Source organism: Brevibacterium sp. 50QC2O2 (genome assembly GCF_024580675.1).
GTDB classification, from domain to species: Bacteria; Actinomycetota; Actinomycetes; order Actinomycetales; family Brevibacteriaceae; genus Brevibacterium; species Brevibacterium moorei.
Genome location: NZ_JANIJZ010000016.1, coordinates 33,548 through 50,010, shown reverse-complemented (window position 1 = coordinate 50,010; position 16,463 = coordinate 33,548). Strand labels below are relative to the sequence as shown.

Sequence of the window (16,463 nt, the reverse complement as noted above, 5' to 3'; positions counted from 1 at the left end):
GTTGCGCAGGCACTTTAGTCCGTTCCGAGACGGTACATTCAGACCAAAGCGCCTGCTCGTTTCCGCTAACTCCTGTTCAACTGAGCACTCCGGCCCCAGATGAACCAGACCAGGGAACCCAGGAATGGGAAAGCGAAGACCGCTATGACCCAGAGGAGCTTGCCGCCCAGGGTCAGGTTGGGCGACATCACGATGCTGATGAGTGCCGCAATGAACAATGCCAGCCAGGCGATCACGGCCAGGCCCATGAACACCAAGACCAGGAACCCCAGGCCCGAATTATCAGTGGCGCCTGCTGAACTTGCCAGATACATCATCACAAGAAGTCCTCCGCTTCATATACGTCGTGTGATTCGTCATCTTCGACGCTACTCAGCCGGCCCGCAGCGCACATCGACCCACAGGATGAAATCCGGCTACGCATGTCAGCCCATGGAATGAGTGCCGGAGCCTGCACGGGACGTCGCACTACCCAAGAACCCCGGACACCCCCAACCGGACGGCCCCATGTGGGGATTCCCCTACTCCCCACGGGGGATATCCGGTGAGCCACGACACGCACAAAATCATCCTGCAAGAGGATGTGTCCCACCCGGTCCCCCGCATAGCGTTGAGACCAACGCTATGAGCCACCCGGCTCACCCCGATCCGAGGAGCATCCGTGACCACGACACAAAATTTCGACGCCCCCGCCGCCCGTGCGGTCGGCCTGACGAAGACCTACGGCACCGGCGATGCGGCCGTGCAACCGCTGGGCGGCCTGAACCTGGACATCACAGCCGGCCAGTTCACCACCATCATGGGGCCGTCCGGTTCTGGCAAGTCGACGCTCATGCACATCCTGGCCGGACTGGACTCCCCCACCGCCGGCCAGGTGTTCCTGGGTCGGCGCGAACTCACCAGCCTGAATGAGAAGCAGCTGACCCAGGTCCGCCGCAATCACGTGGGCTTCATCTTCCAGGCCTTCAACCTGGTTCCGGCGATGACGGCCGAGGAGAACATCCTGCTGCCCAGCCGCCTGGCCAAGACCTCGGTCGACCGCGAACTGTTCAACGGCATCACCGGCATGCTGGGATTGACCGAGCGCCTGAAACACCGACCCCATGAGCTCTCCGGCGGCCAGCAGCAGCGCGTCGCCGTGGCCCGTGCCCTGGTGACCCGCCCCGATGTCATCTTCGCCGACGAACCCACCGGCAACCTCGACTCCGCAACCGGTACCGAGGTCCTCGAACTGCTGCGCGCCTCGGTCGACGAGTTCGGGCAGACGGTCGTCATGGTCACCCACGACCCGGCGGCGGCCGCGACCGGCGACCGAGTGGTCCTATTGGCCGACGGCCGACTGGTCGGCGATATGGCCCGGCCCAGCGCCGACCAGGTCTCCGCGGCGATGATGGAGGTCACCCGATGACCGACATCCTCAAATCATTCCTGCGCACGGGCGCCGGCCGGTTGGTGGCCGCCGGCATCGCGATCCTCGTGTCCGTAGCGTTCATCGCCACCGTCCTGTCCCTGTCCGATGCCTTCAACCGGACCATGCGCACCACCGCCCAGGGCAGTTATGCCGGCTCCGACGTCATCATCAGCTCGAGCGAATCGATGATGTCCGAGTCCTCGGGTGACGACGCGGCGGACTCCGGCGAACCGGTCGAATTCGACGCCAAGGTGGCCAAGAAACTCGCCACCGACGCGCAGCAGATCCCGCAGATCTCCCAGACCCAGGCGGACCGCAGAATCGCTGCGCTGACGAAGATGGACGGGGTCGAACAGTACATTACGGCTGCCACCACCCCGATCGGACGACACTATGAGTTCGTTTCCGGCAAGGCGCCTCAGGGGCCCGGCCAGGTGATGCTGTATCAGGACACGGGCAAATCCCTGGGCCTGTCCCAGGGCCAGCAGGTGAACCTGGACACCACCGGATTCGCCTCCGAAACCGATGACTCCGGCAAGACGGCCAAGGACACGGGCAAGAAGTCCACCGTGACCGTCACCGGCATTCTGCGCGGCAGCGACGGCGGCGACCCCACCGTGTACACCGACGACGCGGGCCTCGACGCCCTGGGTGGGGATTCCTACTACGAATCCCTGCGCATTGTGCTCAAGACCCCGGGTGACACCACAGCACAATCTCAGGTCGCCCAGGACTTCGCCGATCTGCTGGCCAAGCAGCGCGGCGGCAAGGTCGTCGACAAGGACCTCGAGGGATTGCAGGCGGCGGGCTTCACCGTCCAGACCAATGAACAGGTCGTCGACCAATACCTCAAGACGCTCTCCGGCGGCACCAACATCCTGACCTCGATCGTCTTGGCCTTCGGCGCCGTCGCCCTGTTCGTCGCGGCCCTGGTCATCGCGAACACCTTCCAGGTTCTGGTGGCATCGCGCACCCGCACCCTGGCCCTGCTGCGCGCCATCGGCGCTACCCGCGGCCAGATCCGCGCCGCCACCCTGGCCGAGGCCTTTGTCCTGGGCCTGGTCGGCTCCGTCCTGGGCGTATTGCTGGGTTGGGGCCTGGCAGTGGGCTTCTCGTACCTCGCCCGCAGTTGGATGGGCGAATTCGAGATCGCCACCCTGCCCGTGTCCGCGGCCATCGCCGGTCCCGTGCTGGGTGTGGTCGTGACAGTGCTGGCCTGCCTGACCCCGGCCCGCAAGGCCACCAAGGTCACGCCGATCCAGGCACTGGCACCCGTGGACATCCCCGCTCCCAATGCCGGATTCCCCTGGATCCGCGCGATTCTGGGCGGCATCGTCAGCCTGGTGGGCCTCGTGGCCACTGTCTTCGGCGGCATCGCCCACCAGATCCTGCTGGCCCTGCCCGGCGCCATCGTGCTGTTCTGCGGTGTCCTGCTGCTGACCCGGGTGATCGTCCCACCGTTCGTCCAGGTGCTGGGGCATCTGTTCTCCGCCATCACCCGGTCCCCAGCGATCGGCCTGGTGGCCCGCAATATCAAGATGGCCCCGCGCCGCACCGCGTCGACGACCACCGCGCTGCTGATCGGCGTCACCCTGGTCTCGACCATGATGATCGGCGCGCAGACGATGAAGACCACATCGCAGGCCGCGCTGGCTGAGAGCAATGCGGTCGATATGTCGATCGCCCAGCCCAGCGAGCACGAACAGTCGGTCATCCAGGGCTCCGATATCGTCTCAGCGCACGCCCACCTCGACGGGGCCAAGGTCACAGTGCCCGGTACCGCCGATCCGACTGCCGCCGACGCGGACGAGAATCCGGCTGGAGACGACTCGGCAGAGTCCGCAGGGCAGTCCAAGGACCTTGCGCTGACAGCGCTGGCACCGGATTCCCAAGCGCTCAAAGCGGCCAGAGGCAAGGATCTGACTCCCCAGGCCGGCACCGTCTATATCAACGACGACCAAGCAAGGGAACTCAAGAGTGATTCGGATTCGTACACCACAGGCGATCCCGTGGGCACGTTCACCTTCAAAGGCGAGCGCGGAACAGTCAAGCTCAAGGCCGTGGCCGGCCATGGAATCCCCCGGGCCGAGGCCGTAATGGACACTTCGGACCTCTCCCAGCTGCAGCCCACTGCGTCCGAGGGTGCGATGTGGACGGAGATCTCCGACCAGGCCACCAGCTCGGATGTGCAGAAGCTGACGAGCGCCCTGAACGCCGATGACCGGGTGGATCAGGAAGGCGCCATTATGCGCGTGACCATGTCCAACATCATCAACGTGGTCCTGGCGATCGTCCTGGTGCTGCTGGCCGCGTCCCTGGTGGTCGCGGTGGTCGGGGTGGCCAACACCCTGTCGCTGTCGGTGATGGAGCGCAGGCGGGAGACCGCACTGCTGCGTGCCATGGGCATGACCCGTTCGCAGGTGTCCTGGATGGTCGCCGTCGAGGCTCTGCTGATGGCGTTGGTCGCCATCATCCTGGGCCTGGTACTGGGCCTGCTCTTCAGCTGGGCGGGCATCTCCTCGCTCATCCAGACGAACAGGATCGCGATCACCGTCGGCATCCCCTGGGGGCAGATCGGCGCGGTCATCGTCGCCGCTATCCTGGCATCGCTGCTGGCATCCCTGATCCCGGCCCGCGCGGTCAGCCGGACCAAACCGGCCGAGGGCCTGTCCGCCTGATCACCCCGGCATCGAAACACGCCGACCCGTCGATCTTTTTCGTTTCCATTGAGGAAATCGGAGAAGATCGACGGGTCGGCGTTTATCTGCACCCGCTTTGGAAAAGGTCGGCGTAGATGGAGGAGGGAGAGATGAAGGTGCTGTATCCGGCTCTGGACACCAAGCCCACCGGGCTGCTACGACTTCTATTCGCCCGCGAGGTCTTCGACCTGGACTCGGGACACAGCATTCCCCATCCCCGCGGCATCACTCCGATCGAGGGACTCGCCCCGCCGCACACGCCGAAGAACGTAGCCGAACGCTGGGACGGCTTATGGGCAGCCCGCGAGCTCGCCTACGCCGAGGACGCGATCGGCAAGGCGACCGCAGCACCACCGCTACCCGAACCCCCTGCCGAGGACGTTCCGTGGTCGGTCGAGGCCATCGCCTCCGAGGCCTTCGAACGGGCGTTCTTCTCCTGGTCGTGGCCACTGCGCGAAGCGGGCAAATCCTTTGACCGGGAGAAAGCAGACGGAGTCCGCGAGGCCATTGCGCACGAATCCGGAAAGGGCCTGCGCGCCATCATCGTGTTGCCGCTGTCCGCACCGTATGTCAGCCGGCCCTCCACCGCAAGACTGATCATCTCCGATTGGGTGCGTGAACGGCCCGCCGCCTACCGGGAGGCACTGCTCGGGACCGGGCATCCGGGCTGAGGCAGCAGATAAAACGACGCCGACCCGTCGATGATCTCCGTCCCCACGCAGGAAGACCGGAGAAGATCGACGGGTCGGCGTTCGTACGAGCCCGAGTTCGCGCGAACAGGCTCAGAAGTCGTTCGGGCTGTACGGCAGGCGTTCCAGGGCGAACATCGCGCGGGCCTGGGCCACGACCTCGGGCCGGGCCGCGCGGATCCGCCCGGCGCGCGAGAGCACTGCGGGATCCGCCCCGCCCAGGTACAGCGAACCCAATTCGGCGATGTCCAGGGACAGATCCGCCCTGGCATCATCGGGTTCATCGGCCAGCCGGACCACGGTGCCACGACCGTCGGCCGCGGTCAGCTCGAAGACGCCCGCGCCGAAGCCCAGGGAATCCGTGACCGACAGGGTCAACTTGCCCATCAGCCCCCAGGGCCGGGCCTCCAGAGCCTGGGGCACGTCGAGGATGCGCAGCCATTCGGAGTCCTCCACGGCCTTGACCGTCATCCGCCGCGGATCTGCCAGCAACCAGGACAGGGGCGAGTCCGTGGCCGCCGCCGGATACCGGACCCGGTTGACCAGGTCGATCGCACCCAGATAGCCCCACAGGGCGGAGTAGGCAGCATCGGACACGGCGACCAGGTCGATGATGTCGATCGTGGCCGTCCAGTCGTCCCACCCGGAGATCTTGTAGCTGACGAAACCGTCGGGAGCGCCGGCCTCATCGAAGTGCAGGGCCGCCCGGACCTTGGGATCCGGCTTGCCGGTGTCCAGATCGAGGCTGCCGGCGGCCCGTTCGACGTAACTCTGTTGGCGTCCGGCTGCCCCGGGGAACTTGCGCATGTACTGCGCGTAGATCTGTGGTGCCAGCTCGCGCAGCACCTGCGGATCGCACATTTCGACCCGCCGGTCCGGTTCCACCGCAAGGGCGAATCCGGGTGAGGTATCCACCTCGACCCGCTGGATCCAGGTGGCCCGGCCGAAACCGAAGCGCCGGTAGATTCCGCCCTCGGTCGCGGTGAGCACGGCGAACGGATAACCAGCGGTGGCGGCGTGGGCCAGGTTCTGTGTCATCAGCGCGCGCAGCAGGCCCCGGCGCCGGTGCGTCGGCCGCACCGTCACCCAGGTGATCAGGTGGGCGTCGACGAGGTTCCCCCCGCCGACGTTGAACTCCTTCTCGAAGTGCGCGAAGGTCGCCACCGGAACCGCCGGATCCAGGGCGTATTCGGGCTGGCGGTCGACATAGGCGGCGGTGAACTTCCGGCCGTCCAGCATCGACCTGCGCACCTTGTCGCCCAGCGGCTCCTCTTCCAGCCGGGGTTCGTGGAACCCCGCCTGAACGGCCTGCAGGTACGCGGTGGTCTGGGCATCGGGGGCGCCATCGGCCAGCCCCGGTTCAAATGTCTCAAAGCGATAATCGGCCATGTTCTCAGCCTAACGCGGATCCCGGCGCGCGTGAGCTCCATGACAGCTTTCCGATCCGCATGACATAAAGGAATATCCGCCTCATACCACCCGTTATAGTCTTCTGTTTACGCTCACATACACCGGGCGCACAGACTTTGCACACCATCGATGAAGGGAACCATGCACGCCGCCACCACCACTGCACCACAGGCGCCCGCGGCCGGACGGTCCGCATGGCGCGACCTGTGGTCCCGGCTGCGGCACGACCATGCGGCGATGACCGGTCTGGTCCTCGTAGCGCTCTTCGTGCTCATGATGCCGGCTGCTCCCCTGTTCACCTGGCTCACCGGTAACGACCCCTACACCTACAACACGGACCTGCTCGGAGCCGACACCGCGCCGGCGGGTGCCCTGGGCGGGGCCTCAGGCGGCCACTGGTTCGGTCTGGAGCCGCGCACCGGCCGGGACCTGTTCGCCATCGTCACCTGGGGCTCCCAGGTGTCGCTGCTCATCGGCATCGCCTCGACCCTGGTCTCGGTGGTCATCGGTGTGGCCGTCGGCCTGTTCGCCGGCTACTTCGGCGGCTGGACGGACAAGCTGCTGGGCCGGTTCACCGATGTGGTCTTCGGCTTCCCCTTCCTCATCTTCGCGATCGCACTGGCCGCCGTCGTCCCCGACTCCTTCCCCCGTCCCCTCATGCTGATCCTGGTCATCGGGCTGTTCGGCTGGCCGCAGATCGCCCGGGTCGTCAGGTCCGAAACGCTGAGCCTGCGCGAGCGCGGTTTCGTACGCGCGGCCAACGCCGCCGGGATCGGCCCCTGGCGGGTGCTGACCCGCGAACTGCTGCCCAATCTGGCGGCGACCATCATCGTGTTCACCACGACCTCGATCCCGGGCAAGATCGGGTCCGAGGCCGCGCTGAGCTTCCTGGGCGTGGGCATCGCCCCGCCCACCCCCAGCTGGGGCCGGTCGATCTCCGACGCGATCTCCTGGGTCCAGGTCGATCCCATGTACCTGGTACTGCCGGGCCTGGCGCTGTTCGGCGTCACCCTCGGCTTCACCCTGCTGGGCGATGGGCTGCGCGATGCGCTCGACCCCCAGCGCACCGCCCGCGCTCCCGAGGCCGCGGCCGCCGGCGACGCCGCCGCACCCGCCGCGGTGCCCGGTGCGGCCGAGGCGGGTTCCTGCGACCAGCCGACCGGCACCTCGGCGGCGGACGGGAGCAGAGAGTGAACCGCGCCCTGTCGATCCTGCGCTTCCTGGCCGCCCGGGCAGGCGGGGCGGTGCTGGTGCTGCTCATCATCGCCACCATCAGTTTCGCGATCTTCTACCTGCTGCCGAACAACCCGGCACAGCTGTCCTGCGGTAAGCCCTGCACGCCGGACCGGCTGGCCGAGGTCCAGACCTATATGGGCCTGGACAAGCCCTGGTACGCGCAATTGGGAGCCTTCCTGCTGGGCATCGTCGCCGGCCGCACCTTCGGGGCGGGCGCCACCGCGATCCACTGCGCGGCACCCTGCTTCGGCTACTCCTTCCGGCTCCAGTCCGATGTCACCGGACTGTTGGGCGAACGGCTGCCGGTGACCCTGTCGATCGCGATCGGCGCGATCGTGCTGTGGACCATCGCCGGCGTGGGCGCAGGTGTCTGGGCCGCCCTCAAACGCGGCAAGCCCACAGACAGGCTGCTCATGGGGGCCTCCGTGTTCGGAGTGTCCGCGCCGAGCTACCTGGTGGCGCTGCTGCTGATCCTGCTGTTCGGCTTCACCCTCAACGTCCTGCCGATCGGCGGCTACGTCGCCTTCACGGAGAATCCGGCCGGCTGGGCCTACCACCTGATCATGCCGTGGGTGGCCCTGGCGATCATCAACGCCGCCATCTACACCCGCCTGACCCGCGGCACCCTGCTGGAGACCCTGGGACAGGACTTCGTGCGCACCGCCAGGGCCATCGGCCTGCGGGAATCCGCGGTGGTGGTGCGCCACGGCCTGCGCAATATGGTCGTGCCCATCGCCACCCTCATCGCCCTGGACTTCGGGTCGCTGCTGGGCGGCACCGTCATCACGGAGAAGGTGTTCAACCTGGCAGGTGTGGGATCCCTGCTGTTGGACGCCGTGAACAACCTCGACCTGCAGGTGGTCGTGGGCGTGACCCTGTTCGCCGCGGCCGCCGTCATCGTGGCCAACTTCCTCATCGACATCCTCTACAGCGTCCTCGACCCAAGAATCGGAGCACACGCATGAAGAAATCAACCAGAACCGGCCTGAGCCTGACGTCCCTGGTGGCCGCTGCCGCCCTGCTGCTCACCGGCTGCAACGCCAACGACCTCTCCGGCGATTCCGACGCCGGGCAGGACCTGGGCGAAACCCAGTCCGGCGGCAACCTGACCATCATGCAGGGCGCCACCGATATCGAATGGGACCCCGCGAAGAGCCAGAACCTGGCCATCACCACACTGGGCCTGGTCGAACGCCGGCTGACCACCTGGGATGCCGAACCCGGCAAGGAGACCAAGGTCGTGCCCGATCTGGCCAAGGACACCGGCACCCCGTCCAAGGACGGCAAGACCTGGACCTTCAAGCTCAAAGACGGGCTGAAGTACGAGGACGGCTCCACGATCACCGCCCAGGACATCAAGTACGGGCTGGAGCGCTCCTTCTCCACCGAGCTCTCCGGCGGCCTGGGATATCACAAGTCGCTGCTGGTGGGTGGGGACGACTACCGCGGCCCCTACAGCGGCAAGCACCTCGACTCGATCAAGACCCCGGACGACAAGACGATCGTCTTCACGCTGAAGTCCGCCTTTGGCGACTTCCCGTGGATCGCCTCGATGCCGGCCTTCGCCCCGGTGCCCAAGGCCAAGGACGATATCAAGGCCTATACCAAGAAGCCCGTGGCATCGGGACCGTACCGGGTCGCGAAGTACACCGCAGGCAATCAGGCGGTGCTGGAGCGCAATGAGCACTGGGACAAGGACACCGACCCCGTGCGCACCGCCGGTCCCGACACCGTGACCTTCAAACTGGGCCAGGACATCACTGTGTCGGCCCAGTCGCTGATCTCCGATTCCGGGGATGCCAAGAACGGCTTCTCCGCGGACTTCGTGCCCGCCTCGCAGCTGGCCCAGGCCCAGCAGAACCCGGCGGCCAAGGACCGTCTGGTCACCAGTGGCGACGGGGCGCTGGCCTATCTGGCGATGAACACGAAGCGCGGGGCGCTGAAGGACCTCAAGGTGCGCCAGGCCATCAACTACGCGGTGGACAAGAACGCCTTCCGGGTGGCCGCCGGCGGTGAGATCGCCGGCGACTTCGCCTCGACGCTCATCACCCCGGGGATCCCCGGACGCGCCGACTACGACCTGTACCAGGCCGATGCCGCCGGTGACGTGGACAAGGCGAAGTCCCTGCTGGCCGAATCCGGGCAGAAGCCGGGCAAGCTGCGGCTGCTGGTGAAGAACGACCAGACGAACGTCGCGCAGGCCGAATCGATCCAGCAGTCGCTGGGCCGCGCGGGCATCGAGGTGTCGATCAAGTCGGAGGACCAGCAGTCCCTGCAGGCCGATGCGACCGATGCCAAGGGCGACTACGACCTGTACCTGGGCTCCTGGCAGCCAGACTTCCCCTCGGCCAATGGCAATATCCAGCCGCTGTTCGACTCCTCGCAGATCGGCGGGGGCAACTACAACATCTCCCGCTACTCCAATAAGAAGGTCGACGCGCTGATCAAGCAGGCGACCGAAGAGGTCGACCGCACCAAGGCCGGGCAGGTCTGGGCACAGGCGGACAAGCTGATCATGGAAGACGCTCCCATCGTCCCGCTGATCTACACGAAGAACACCTTCATCCACGGCTCGGGCGTGGAGAACTTCGTCATCGGCAAGTTCCCGGCCTACCCCGTGTACTTCAAGGCCTCGCTCAAGCAGGGCTGATACCAGTGGAGCACACCCCAGCACCGGGCGCGCCGGCCCTGCGCATCGCCGGACAGCGCGTGTCCTTCGGCACCACCGAGATCACCCACGGCATCGACCTGCTGGTGCGTCCGCGCACCGTCATGGCGCTGGTCGGCGAGTCCGGGTCCGGCAAGTCGGTGACCGCGCTGAGCCTGCTGGGCCTGGCCGGCACCGGCTCCCGTGCGACGGGTTCTGCCCGCCTGGCCGACGGCACCGAGTTGATCGGCGCCGAGGCGCAGCTGCTGCGCAGGGTCCGCGGCAAGCGGATCGGCGTGGTCTTCCAACAGCCGATGAACGCCTTCGACCCGATGTACCGGATCGGCCACACCCTGGCCGAGGCCCTGCGCGCCCACGGTGAGCGGGTCACCCGGGAGCAGGCGGCCGGGCGGTCCGCGGCCGCCCTGCGAGCCGCGGGCCTGGCTGCCCCCGAGCGCATCCTCGCGTCCTATCCGCACGAGCTCTCCGGCGGGCAGTTGCAGCGCGCGATGATCGCCCTGGCGACCATCCACGATCCCGAACTGCTCATCGCCGATGAGCCGACCACGGCCCTGGACGTCACCGTGCAGGCCGATATCCTCGATCTGCTGCGGCACATCGCGACCGAGCGCGCCGTCCTGCTCATCACGCACGATATGGGCGTTGTCGCGCAGGTCGCCGATGAGATCTCCGTGATGAAGGACGGACGGATCGTCGAAACCGGTGCTGCGGCCGAGGTCTTCAACCGGCCCCGGCACGCCTACACCCGCAAGCTGCTCGACGCGGTACCCCGGCTGGGCGCGGTGGCCGCCGCGGCCTCGGCCGTAGCCGGCTCCGGGACCGACCCGAACACCAGTGACGAGGCGCCCGCCGCCGAGCTCGTGGGCGGACGGGTGGAGTTCCGCGGCAAGCGCACCACCGTGGCCGTCGACGATGTCGATCTGTGCGTGCCCGCGGGGACCGTGGTGGCGCTGGTGGGCGAATCGGGTTCCGGCAAGTCGACGATCGCCAATGTGCTCATCGGCGCCCAGCGGCTGACCGCGGGGACCGCGCGGATCGCCGGTTCCGAGGTCCGCACGGGCAATGGCCGGGACCAGCGCAGGCTGCGCGCACGCATCGGCACCGTGTTCCAGGACCCCGCCGGTTCGCTCAACCCGCGCCGCACGGTCGCGGCCCAGTTGGCCCAGCCGCTGCAGGTCCACACGGACTTGGGTCGGACGGAGATCGATCGGCGGGTGAACACGCTGCTCGATGATGTCCAGCTGCCGGCCGGGTTCGCCGCGCGGATGCCCCATGAGCTCTCCGGTGGGCAGAAGCAGCGGGTGGCGATCGCCAGGGCCCTGGCCCTGCGGCCCCGGCTACTCATCGCCGATGAGCCGACCAGTGCGCTGGACGTCTCCGTGCAGGCAGGCGTGTTGGACCTACTGCGGGACCTGCACGCGGAGTACGGTTTCGCCTCGCTGTTCATCAGCCATGATCTGGCGGTGGTCGAACAGATCGCCGAGCAGGTGGTGGTGCTGCGCCACGGCCGGGTCGTCGAACGGGGTGCGACGCTGGACGTGCTGCGCAGACCGCAGGACGATTACACCCGCGAACTCATCGCCGCCGTCCCCGAACCCGTGGTCGCGGGCTAGGGATAGACCTGGGAGGGCTCGGGCGAAAGCAGGGTGTGCAGGGCCCGCAACCGTCTCACCAGCTGGTTGTCGATGCTGTAGCGGACGAAGGCCAGCCAGAACAGGCAGATCACATCGGCACACCCCGTCACCAGGGCCACCCAGGCCGCCGGCGACAGAGCCGCATCACCGGCGGACTGGGACCCGGCGCCGATCACCCCGATCCCGCCGAGCACCAACCACCACAGGCCCACCCACACCGCCGAGGTCAGCAGAGCCGTGCGCGGACTGCGTGCAGCGGAGAACATCGAACCGTCGTCGGTGGGCGCCTGCAGGCTGAGAATCGAGCCGATCCAGTCCAGCAGCAGGCCGCTCCACGCCTGGACGCCGGTGAGGAAGCGGATGGCCGGAAGCCGGTCGTCGCGCCCGGCCAGGGCCACATCGCGGGCGATGACGCCTTCGAGATAGGGCCGCGGCGGCGGCTCGATCCCCCGCAGGCCGCGCGCCAGGCGGTGCCGCAGCGCGCCGACCCGGCAGAGGTGGGCGATGATCCACCCCAGCATGAGGGCCTCGAGCCCGGCCAGGGCCCACAGGACGGCGTCCCCGCCGGCCCGGGCCGTCTCGTCCTGCGCACTCAGCGCGGCAGTGAGCAACCACAGCACGGAGCACACGAGCAGGGTCAGGCAGTAGCCGAACCCCGTCCAGGGGAACATCCGGCTGGGCACTGCGATGCGCGTCCCGTCACGGGTCTGATCGAGTGCGTACAGGTAGCGCGGCATGCAGCCCAGCCTAGTCCGCCCATGACCGGGTTCTCTCCCGGCTCAGCCCTGGGCGTCCGTCCGGGACGATTCCACCACCTGGGCGGGGCGGGCCGAGGCGGCGGCCCGGGCCGTCGCCCTGGCCTCGCTGCGCCAGGTCTTGCGCCAGCGCGGATCCGGCGACACCAGGCTGAGCACGACCACGACCAGGAAGTTCAGTGCCAGAGCCCATACCCCGCCGTTGACGCCCCAGAGCGGGTCGTTGCCGGTGAAGTACAGGGTCAGCATCGCGATGCCGCCGACCACGATGCCGGCGGCCGCAGCGTGCTTGCTCATGCGCGGCCAGAACAGTCCCAGCAGGGCAGCGGGCACCAGCTGGGCCATGCCCTCGTAGCTGAGCACTGACAGGGAGACCAGGGCATTGGGCATGAACAGGCTGCCGGCCAGCGCGACCAGGCCGGCTATCAGGCACACTACCTGGGAGAGCTTCCGCTGCCGCGCTCCGGCCGGGTCCTGGGCCGCCGCCGCAGAATCCGCAGGCGCGTGGGCCCTGGTCAATCCGCCGCCGAGCACGGTGCGGCCCCACATGGTGCCGATCGCCAGCATGAAGACGCTCATCGGCACGATTGCGCTCAGCGCCCCGGCGACTCCGATGATCGCCACCAGGGGTGCTGGGAGCGAGTCGATGACCACGGAGAACAGGGCCAGATCGCCATTGGCCAGAGCCGGCACGACGAACAACGCGGCCATCCCGATCATCACGGGCACCAGCAGCAGCACCTGGTACCAGGGCAGGATGATCGAGTTCCGGCGCAGCGAATTGGCGCTGTCGGCGCTGATGTAGCCGGCCAGGGTCGTCGGGAAGATGGCCGTGGTGAAGGTGTTGAGCAGGATCGTGGAGATGAACCAGGCCGCTCCGTACTCGCCGCCGCCGGCGCCGGGGAAGGTCAGCCACTGCGGCTTCTCCTGGATCATCCGGCCGACGAGTTCGCCCACCCCGTCGAAGTAGTGCAGGGGGACGTAGATCGCCAGGAAGGCGATGGCCGCCACCGTCAGACCGTCCTTGAGCACGCTGACCCAGGCGGAGCCGCGCAGGCCCGAGACCAGGATGAACAGCTCCGCGACGATGAAGGAGATGATCGCCGCGACCTTCAGGTCGATGGCCCCGTAGGACATGGCGTTGACGACCGTGCCCATGCCCTGGATCTGCAGCTGGATGTAGGGCAGCATGAAGATGGTCGCCGCGATCGCCACGAAGATGGCCAGGGGCCGGGACTTGAACCGGTACTCGATGATGTCGGTCAGACCCACCAGCTTGTGCCTGGCGGCATAGGTCCACAGGGTGGGAGCCAGGACGTAGGCGATGATCAGGCCCACGCTCAGGTAGCCGATCAGGTAGAGGATCGGGACCCCGTACTTGTACGACCACCCGGCCGCTCCCAGGAAGGAGAAACTGGTGTAGGACTCGCCGGCCATGAGCAGGAGCACGAAGATGAAGCCCAGGCCGCGGCTGGAGACCGACCATTCGTCCATGGACTTCTCCCGGCCACGGCCGGAGTAGACCCCGATCGCCACGGTGGCGACCATGGCCAGGGCGAAGATGATGATGGCGATGATCGCCGACGAGCTCATGCGTCCTCCTCCACGAAATCGGCGTGGTACGTGTCCTCGAACGCCGCATCCACCGGAATGTACTCTCCGCGGTTCTCCCGGTAGAAGGGGTCCAGGCGGGCCACCAGCCAGACCAGCAGCGGCGTGATCACGGTGACGATGAGGACGTAGGCGAAGGCGAACGGCAGCCCCAGCACCACCGGCTGGATCGAGTTCGCGACCACGGGTGTCAACAGATAGAGAACGACGGGCACTGGCAGGATGAGAAGTGACCAGCGAGATCTGCGCGGCATGCACGGCTCCATTCGGGTCGGTCGGTGCGGATGGGTGACGAACGCCATGTTTCCATACACGGGTTATCGACCGCGCACCGGTCCCACGGCCATGGGTCAGAATCCCAGCAGGAATCCCAGCGATGGGGGCCGACCGGGAGCTCGGTCCGGGGGCGCAGCCCGCCGCGGGACTCAGCCCAGTCGGGCCAGGAACTCCTCGCTGGACTCGATGGCGGCGTAGACATTGCGCAGATGCCACAGCGCGGTTTCGTGGTGCTTGGGCGTGATCGCCCCACAGGCGTCGGCGACGATGCCGACCGAATAGCCGGAGTCGGAGAGGTCGCGCACCGTGGAGCTCACGCACTGATCGGTGTAGAAACCGATCGTCACCACATTCTCGATCCCCAGGTTCCGCAGAATACGGTCCAGGTTCGTCCCCAGCACCGCGCCGGAACAGGACTTGTCCAAGACGATCTCACCGGCGATGGGTTCCACGCCCGGCAGGAACTGCGCGGCCTCGGACCCGGGCAGCACCTTGAAGTTCTTGCGCCGGTGCGACAGGCCCACGTCCGCACCGTCTTCCAGCAGCTCCTGGATGCGCACGTGGATCGGGCGGATGCCCGCGGCCCGCGCGGCCTGCAGGACCCGGGTTCCGGCGGCCACGGTTGCCTGGCAGTCCTGCTCGATCCGGCCGATGGCCTCGGCGCAGTCTGCCTCGGGGATACCCCGGCTCCTGGCGAACTCCCAGAAGTGATCGGGCAGGATGCACTTCTGCATGTCGATGAGCAGCAGGACCGTATTGGCGGGGTCCAGCGGGAGCGGCTCCCGTTCGGCCCTGCGCACGAACATATCCGCGAACTCATCGACTGTCAGCTCCGACATGGCATTCCTCTTCCCTGCTCTTCCAGCAGATCTTTCCGACTGTTCTGGGTCCCCGGCAATACTACGCGGCGACGTCACGCGGGGCCCGGGCAATCGAAATCGATCGCCCGGGCCCCTCGTGTGTGGTTCTCGGTTACGCGGTTCAGCGCGCGGCGGAACCCTCGGTGTAGTCCGAGTCGGCCGGCTTCAGCCAGGAGAACATACCACGCAGTTCGCGACCGACGGTCTCGATCGGGTGGACCTCTTCCTTGGCGCGCAGTTCCTTGAACTCCTTGGCGCCGTTGGCCTGGTCGTCCATGAAGCGCTTGGCGAAGGAACCATCCTGGATATCGGACAGGACCTCCTTCATGTGCTCCTTGACGTCGGGGGTGATGACGCGCGGGCCGGAGACGTAGTCGCCGTATTCCGCGGTGTCGGAGCAGGACCAGCGCTGCTTGGAGATGCCGCCCTCGTTGATCAGGTCGACGATCAGCTTCAGCTCGTGGCAGACCTCGAAGTAGGCGATCTCCGGCTGATAGCCGGCTTCCGTCAGGACCTCGAAGCCGTACTGGATGAGGTGGGAGACGCCACCGCACAGCACGGTCTGTTCACCGAACAGGTCGGTTTCGGTCTCTTCGGTGAAGGTGGTCTTGATGCCGCCGGCGCGCAGGCCGCCGATGCCCTTGGCGTAGGACAGCGCGGTCGCCCAGGCGGTGTTGGTGGCATCGACCTCGACGGCGATGACGACGGGCACGCCGCGGCCGTCGACGTATTCGCGGCGGACCACGTGGCCCGGGCCCTTCGGGGCGATCATGATGACATCGACGCCCTGCGGGGCGGTGATGTAGCCGAAGCGGATGTTGAAGCCGTGGGTGAAGACCAGGGCGTTGCCCTCGGCCAGATTGTCCTTGATGTCGTCGGCGTAGACCTGCGCCTGGACCTGGTCCGGCACGGCGATGACGACGACGTCGGCCCACTTGGCGATCTCGGCGTTCGAGCCGACGGTCAGGCCCTGCGCCTCGGCCTTGTCGCGGGACTTCGAGCCCTCCTTCAGACCGATGCGGACCTCTGCGCCGGAATCACGCAGGCTCAGCGCGTGGGCGTGGCCCTGGCTGCCGAAGCCGATGACGCCGACCTTCTTGCCCTGGATGACGGACAGGTCTGCATCGTCCTCGTAAAAGCGCTCTGCTGCCATGGGGGTTTTCTCCTTCATATGTCACGTGTGCTTCACACGTCTGGAACCCGTACGGTTCCAT

14 protein-coding genes are annotated in these 16,463 nt (G+C 67.1%); 7 read left to right on the top strand and 7 right to left on the bottom strand.

The features are described 5' to 3' along the window. Positions 1–65 precede the first annotated feature (65 nt). A complete protein-coding gene (locus tag NQ038_RS12585; protein ID WP_257062729.1) occupies positions 66–317 on the bottom strand; it encodes a PLD nuclease N-terminal domain-containing protein in 252 nt (83 codons plus the stop codon). Positions 318–646: 329 nt separating this feature from the next. Here NQ038_RS12585 and NQ038_RS12580 point away from each other — a divergent pair, with 329 nt between their 5' ends. The 3 genes from NQ038_RS12580 to NQ038_RS12570 all read left to right on the top strand — a co-directional run bounded on the left by NQ038_RS12580 (position 647) and on the right by NQ038_RS12570 (position 4,781). Next, a complete protein-coding gene (locus NQ038_RS12580; RefSeq protein ID WP_373456823.1) occupies positions 647–1,408 on the top strand; it encodes an ABC transporter ATP-binding protein in 762 nt (253 codons plus the stop codon). Next, positions 1,405–4,089, top strand: coding sequence for an ABC transporter permease (locus NQ038_RS12575; RefSeq protein ID WP_257062728.1), 2,685 nt, complete (start codon positions 1,405–1,407; stop codon positions 4,087–4,089). Before NQ038_RS12580 ends, NQ038_RS12575 begins: the two co-directional genes overlap by 4 nt. Positions 4,090–4,220: 131 nt before the next feature. Next, positions 4,221–4,781, top strand: a complete 561-nt coding sequence (locus tag NQ038_RS12570) for a hypothetical protein (protein WP_257062727.1) — start codon at positions 4,221–4,223, stop codon at positions 4,779–4,781. Between the two features lie 111 nt (positions 4,782–4,892). On the opposite strand, the gene NQ038_RS12565 is transcribed toward NQ038_RS12570, so the two are convergent. Continuing rightward, positions 4,893–6,188: a GNAT family N-acetyltransferase gene (locus NQ038_RS12565; protein WP_257062726.1), complete on the bottom strand. Its 1,296-nt coding sequence runs from the start codon at positions 6,186–6,188 to the stop codon at positions 4,893–4,895. A 162-nt stretch (positions 6,189–6,350) separates the two neighbouring features. On the opposite strand from NQ038_RS12565, the gene NQ038_RS12560 reads away from it, so the two are divergent. The 4 genes from NQ038_RS12560 to NQ038_RS12545 are packed head-to-tail and all read left to right on the top strand — an operon-like array spanning position 6,351 to position 11,726. Then, positions 6,351–7,403, top strand: a complete 1,053-nt coding sequence (locus tag NQ038_RS12560) for an ABC transporter permease (protein ID WP_257049189.1) — start codon at positions 6,351–6,353, stop codon at positions 7,401–7,403. Then, the gene (locus tag NQ038_RS12555) at positions 7,400–8,410 is read left to right on the top strand and encodes an ABC transporter permease (protein WP_257049188.1); all 1,011 of its coding nucleotides are present in this window, start codon (positions 7,400–7,402) and stop codon (positions 8,408–8,410) included. The genes NQ038_RS12560 and NQ038_RS12555 overlap by 4 nt, the downstream gene beginning before the upstream one ends. Continuing rightward, on the top strand, positions 8,407–10,095 hold the full coding sequence (locus NQ038_RS12550) for an ABC transporter substrate-binding protein (protein WP_257049187.1): 1,689 nt from the start codon (positions 8,407–8,409) through the stop codon (positions 10,093–10,095). The genes NQ038_RS12555 and NQ038_RS12550 overlap by 4 nt, the downstream gene beginning before the upstream one ends. A 5-nt stretch (positions 10,096–10,100) precedes the next feature. Beyond that, entirely contained in the window at positions 10,101–11,726 is a 1,626-nt protein-coding gene (locus NQ038_RS12545) for an ABC transporter ATP-binding protein (protein ID WP_257057317.1), read from the top strand. On the opposite strand, the gene NQ038_RS12540 is transcribed toward NQ038_RS12545, so the two are convergent. The 5 genes from NQ038_RS12540 to ilvC form a co-directional block, all read right to left on the bottom strand. After that, complete coding sequence (locus tag NQ038_RS12540; protein WP_257049185.1) at positions 11,723–12,484, bottom strand: hypothetical protein; 762 nt, start codon at positions 12,482–12,484, stop codon at positions 11,723–11,725. The two genes, NQ038_RS12545 and NQ038_RS12540, sit on opposite strands and share 4 nt — an antisense overlap. A 42-nt stretch (positions 12,485–12,526) precedes the next feature. Then, positions 12,527–14,095: a sodium:solute symporter gene (locus tag NQ038_RS12535; RefSeq protein WP_257062725.1), complete on the bottom strand. Its 1,569-nt coding sequence runs from the start codon at positions 14,093–14,095 to the stop codon at positions 12,527–12,529. Beyond that, positions 14,092–14,367 carry a DUF3311 domain-containing protein gene (locus NQ038_RS12530; RefSeq protein ID WP_257049183.1) on the bottom strand — a complete coding sequence of 92 codons (276 nt, stop codon included), beginning with the start codon at positions 14,365–14,367 and terminating at the stop codon, positions 14,092–14,094. Before NQ038_RS12530 ends, NQ038_RS12535 begins: the two co-directional genes overlap by 4 nt. Before the next feature lie 171 nt (positions 14,368–14,538). Beyond that, complete coding sequence (locus tag NQ038_RS12525) at positions 14,539–15,228, bottom strand: cysteine hydrolase family protein (RefSeq protein WP_257049182.1); 690 nt, start codon at positions 15,226–15,228, stop codon at positions 14,539–14,541. Between the two features lie 142 nt (positions 15,229–15,370). Beyond that, positions 15,371–16,402 (bottom strand): ketol-acid reductoisomerase, encoded by a 1,032-nt coding sequence (gene ilvC / locus NQ038_RS12520; RefSeq protein ID WP_257049181.1) that lies wholly within the window; start codon positions 16,400–16,402, stop codon positions 15,371–15,373. Between the last annotated feature and the right edge of the window lie 61 nt (positions 16,403–16,463).

What these genes read in the sequence shown, in the direction of transcription:
- ilvC (WP_257049181.1), bottom strand. Translation starts at nt 16,402, where the DNA reads ATGGCAGCAGAGCGCTTTTACGAGGACGATGCAGACCTGTCCGTCATC.
- NQ038_RS12525 (WP_257049182.1), bottom strand. Translation starts at nt 15,228, where the DNA reads ATGTCGGAGCTGACAGTCGATGAGTTCGCGGATATGTTCGTGCGCAGG.
- NQ038_RS12575 (WP_257062728.1), top strand. Translation starts at nt 1,405, where the DNA reads ATGACCGACATCCTCAAATCATTCCTGCGCACGGGCGCCGGCCGGTTG.
- NQ038_RS12550 (WP_257049187.1), top strand. Translation starts at nt 8,407, where the DNA reads ATGAAGAAATCAACCAGAACCGGCCTGAGCCTGACGTCCCTGGTGGCC.
- NQ038_RS12540 (WP_257049185.1), bottom strand. Translation starts at nt 12,484, where the DNA reads ATGCCGCGCTACCTGTACGCACTCGATCAGACCCGTGACGGGACGCGC.
- NQ038_RS12530 (WP_257049183.1), bottom strand. Translation starts at nt 14,367, where the DNA reads ATGCCGCGCAGATCTCGCTGGTCACTTCTCATCCTGCCAGTGCCCGTC.
- NQ038_RS12585 (WP_257062729.1), bottom strand. Translation starts at nt 317, where the DNA reads ATGATGTATCTGGCAAGTTCAGCAGGCGCCACTGATAATTCGGGCCTG.
- NQ038_RS12565 (WP_257062726.1), bottom strand. Translation starts at nt 6,188, where the DNA reads ATGGCCGATTATCGCTTTGAGACATTTGAACCGGGGCTGGCCGATGGC.
- NQ038_RS12535 (WP_257062725.1), bottom strand. Translation starts at nt 14,095, where the DNA reads ATGAGCTCGTCGGCGATCATCGCCATCATCATCTTCGCCCTGGCCATG.
- NQ038_RS12560 (WP_257049189.1), top strand. Translation starts at nt 6,351, where the DNA reads ATGCACGCCGCCACCACCACTGCACCACAGGCGCCCGCGGCCGGACGG.
- NQ038_RS12570 (WP_257062727.1), top strand. Translation starts at nt 4,221, where the DNA reads ATGAAGGTGCTGTATCCGGCTCTGGACACCAAGCCCACCGGGCTGCTA.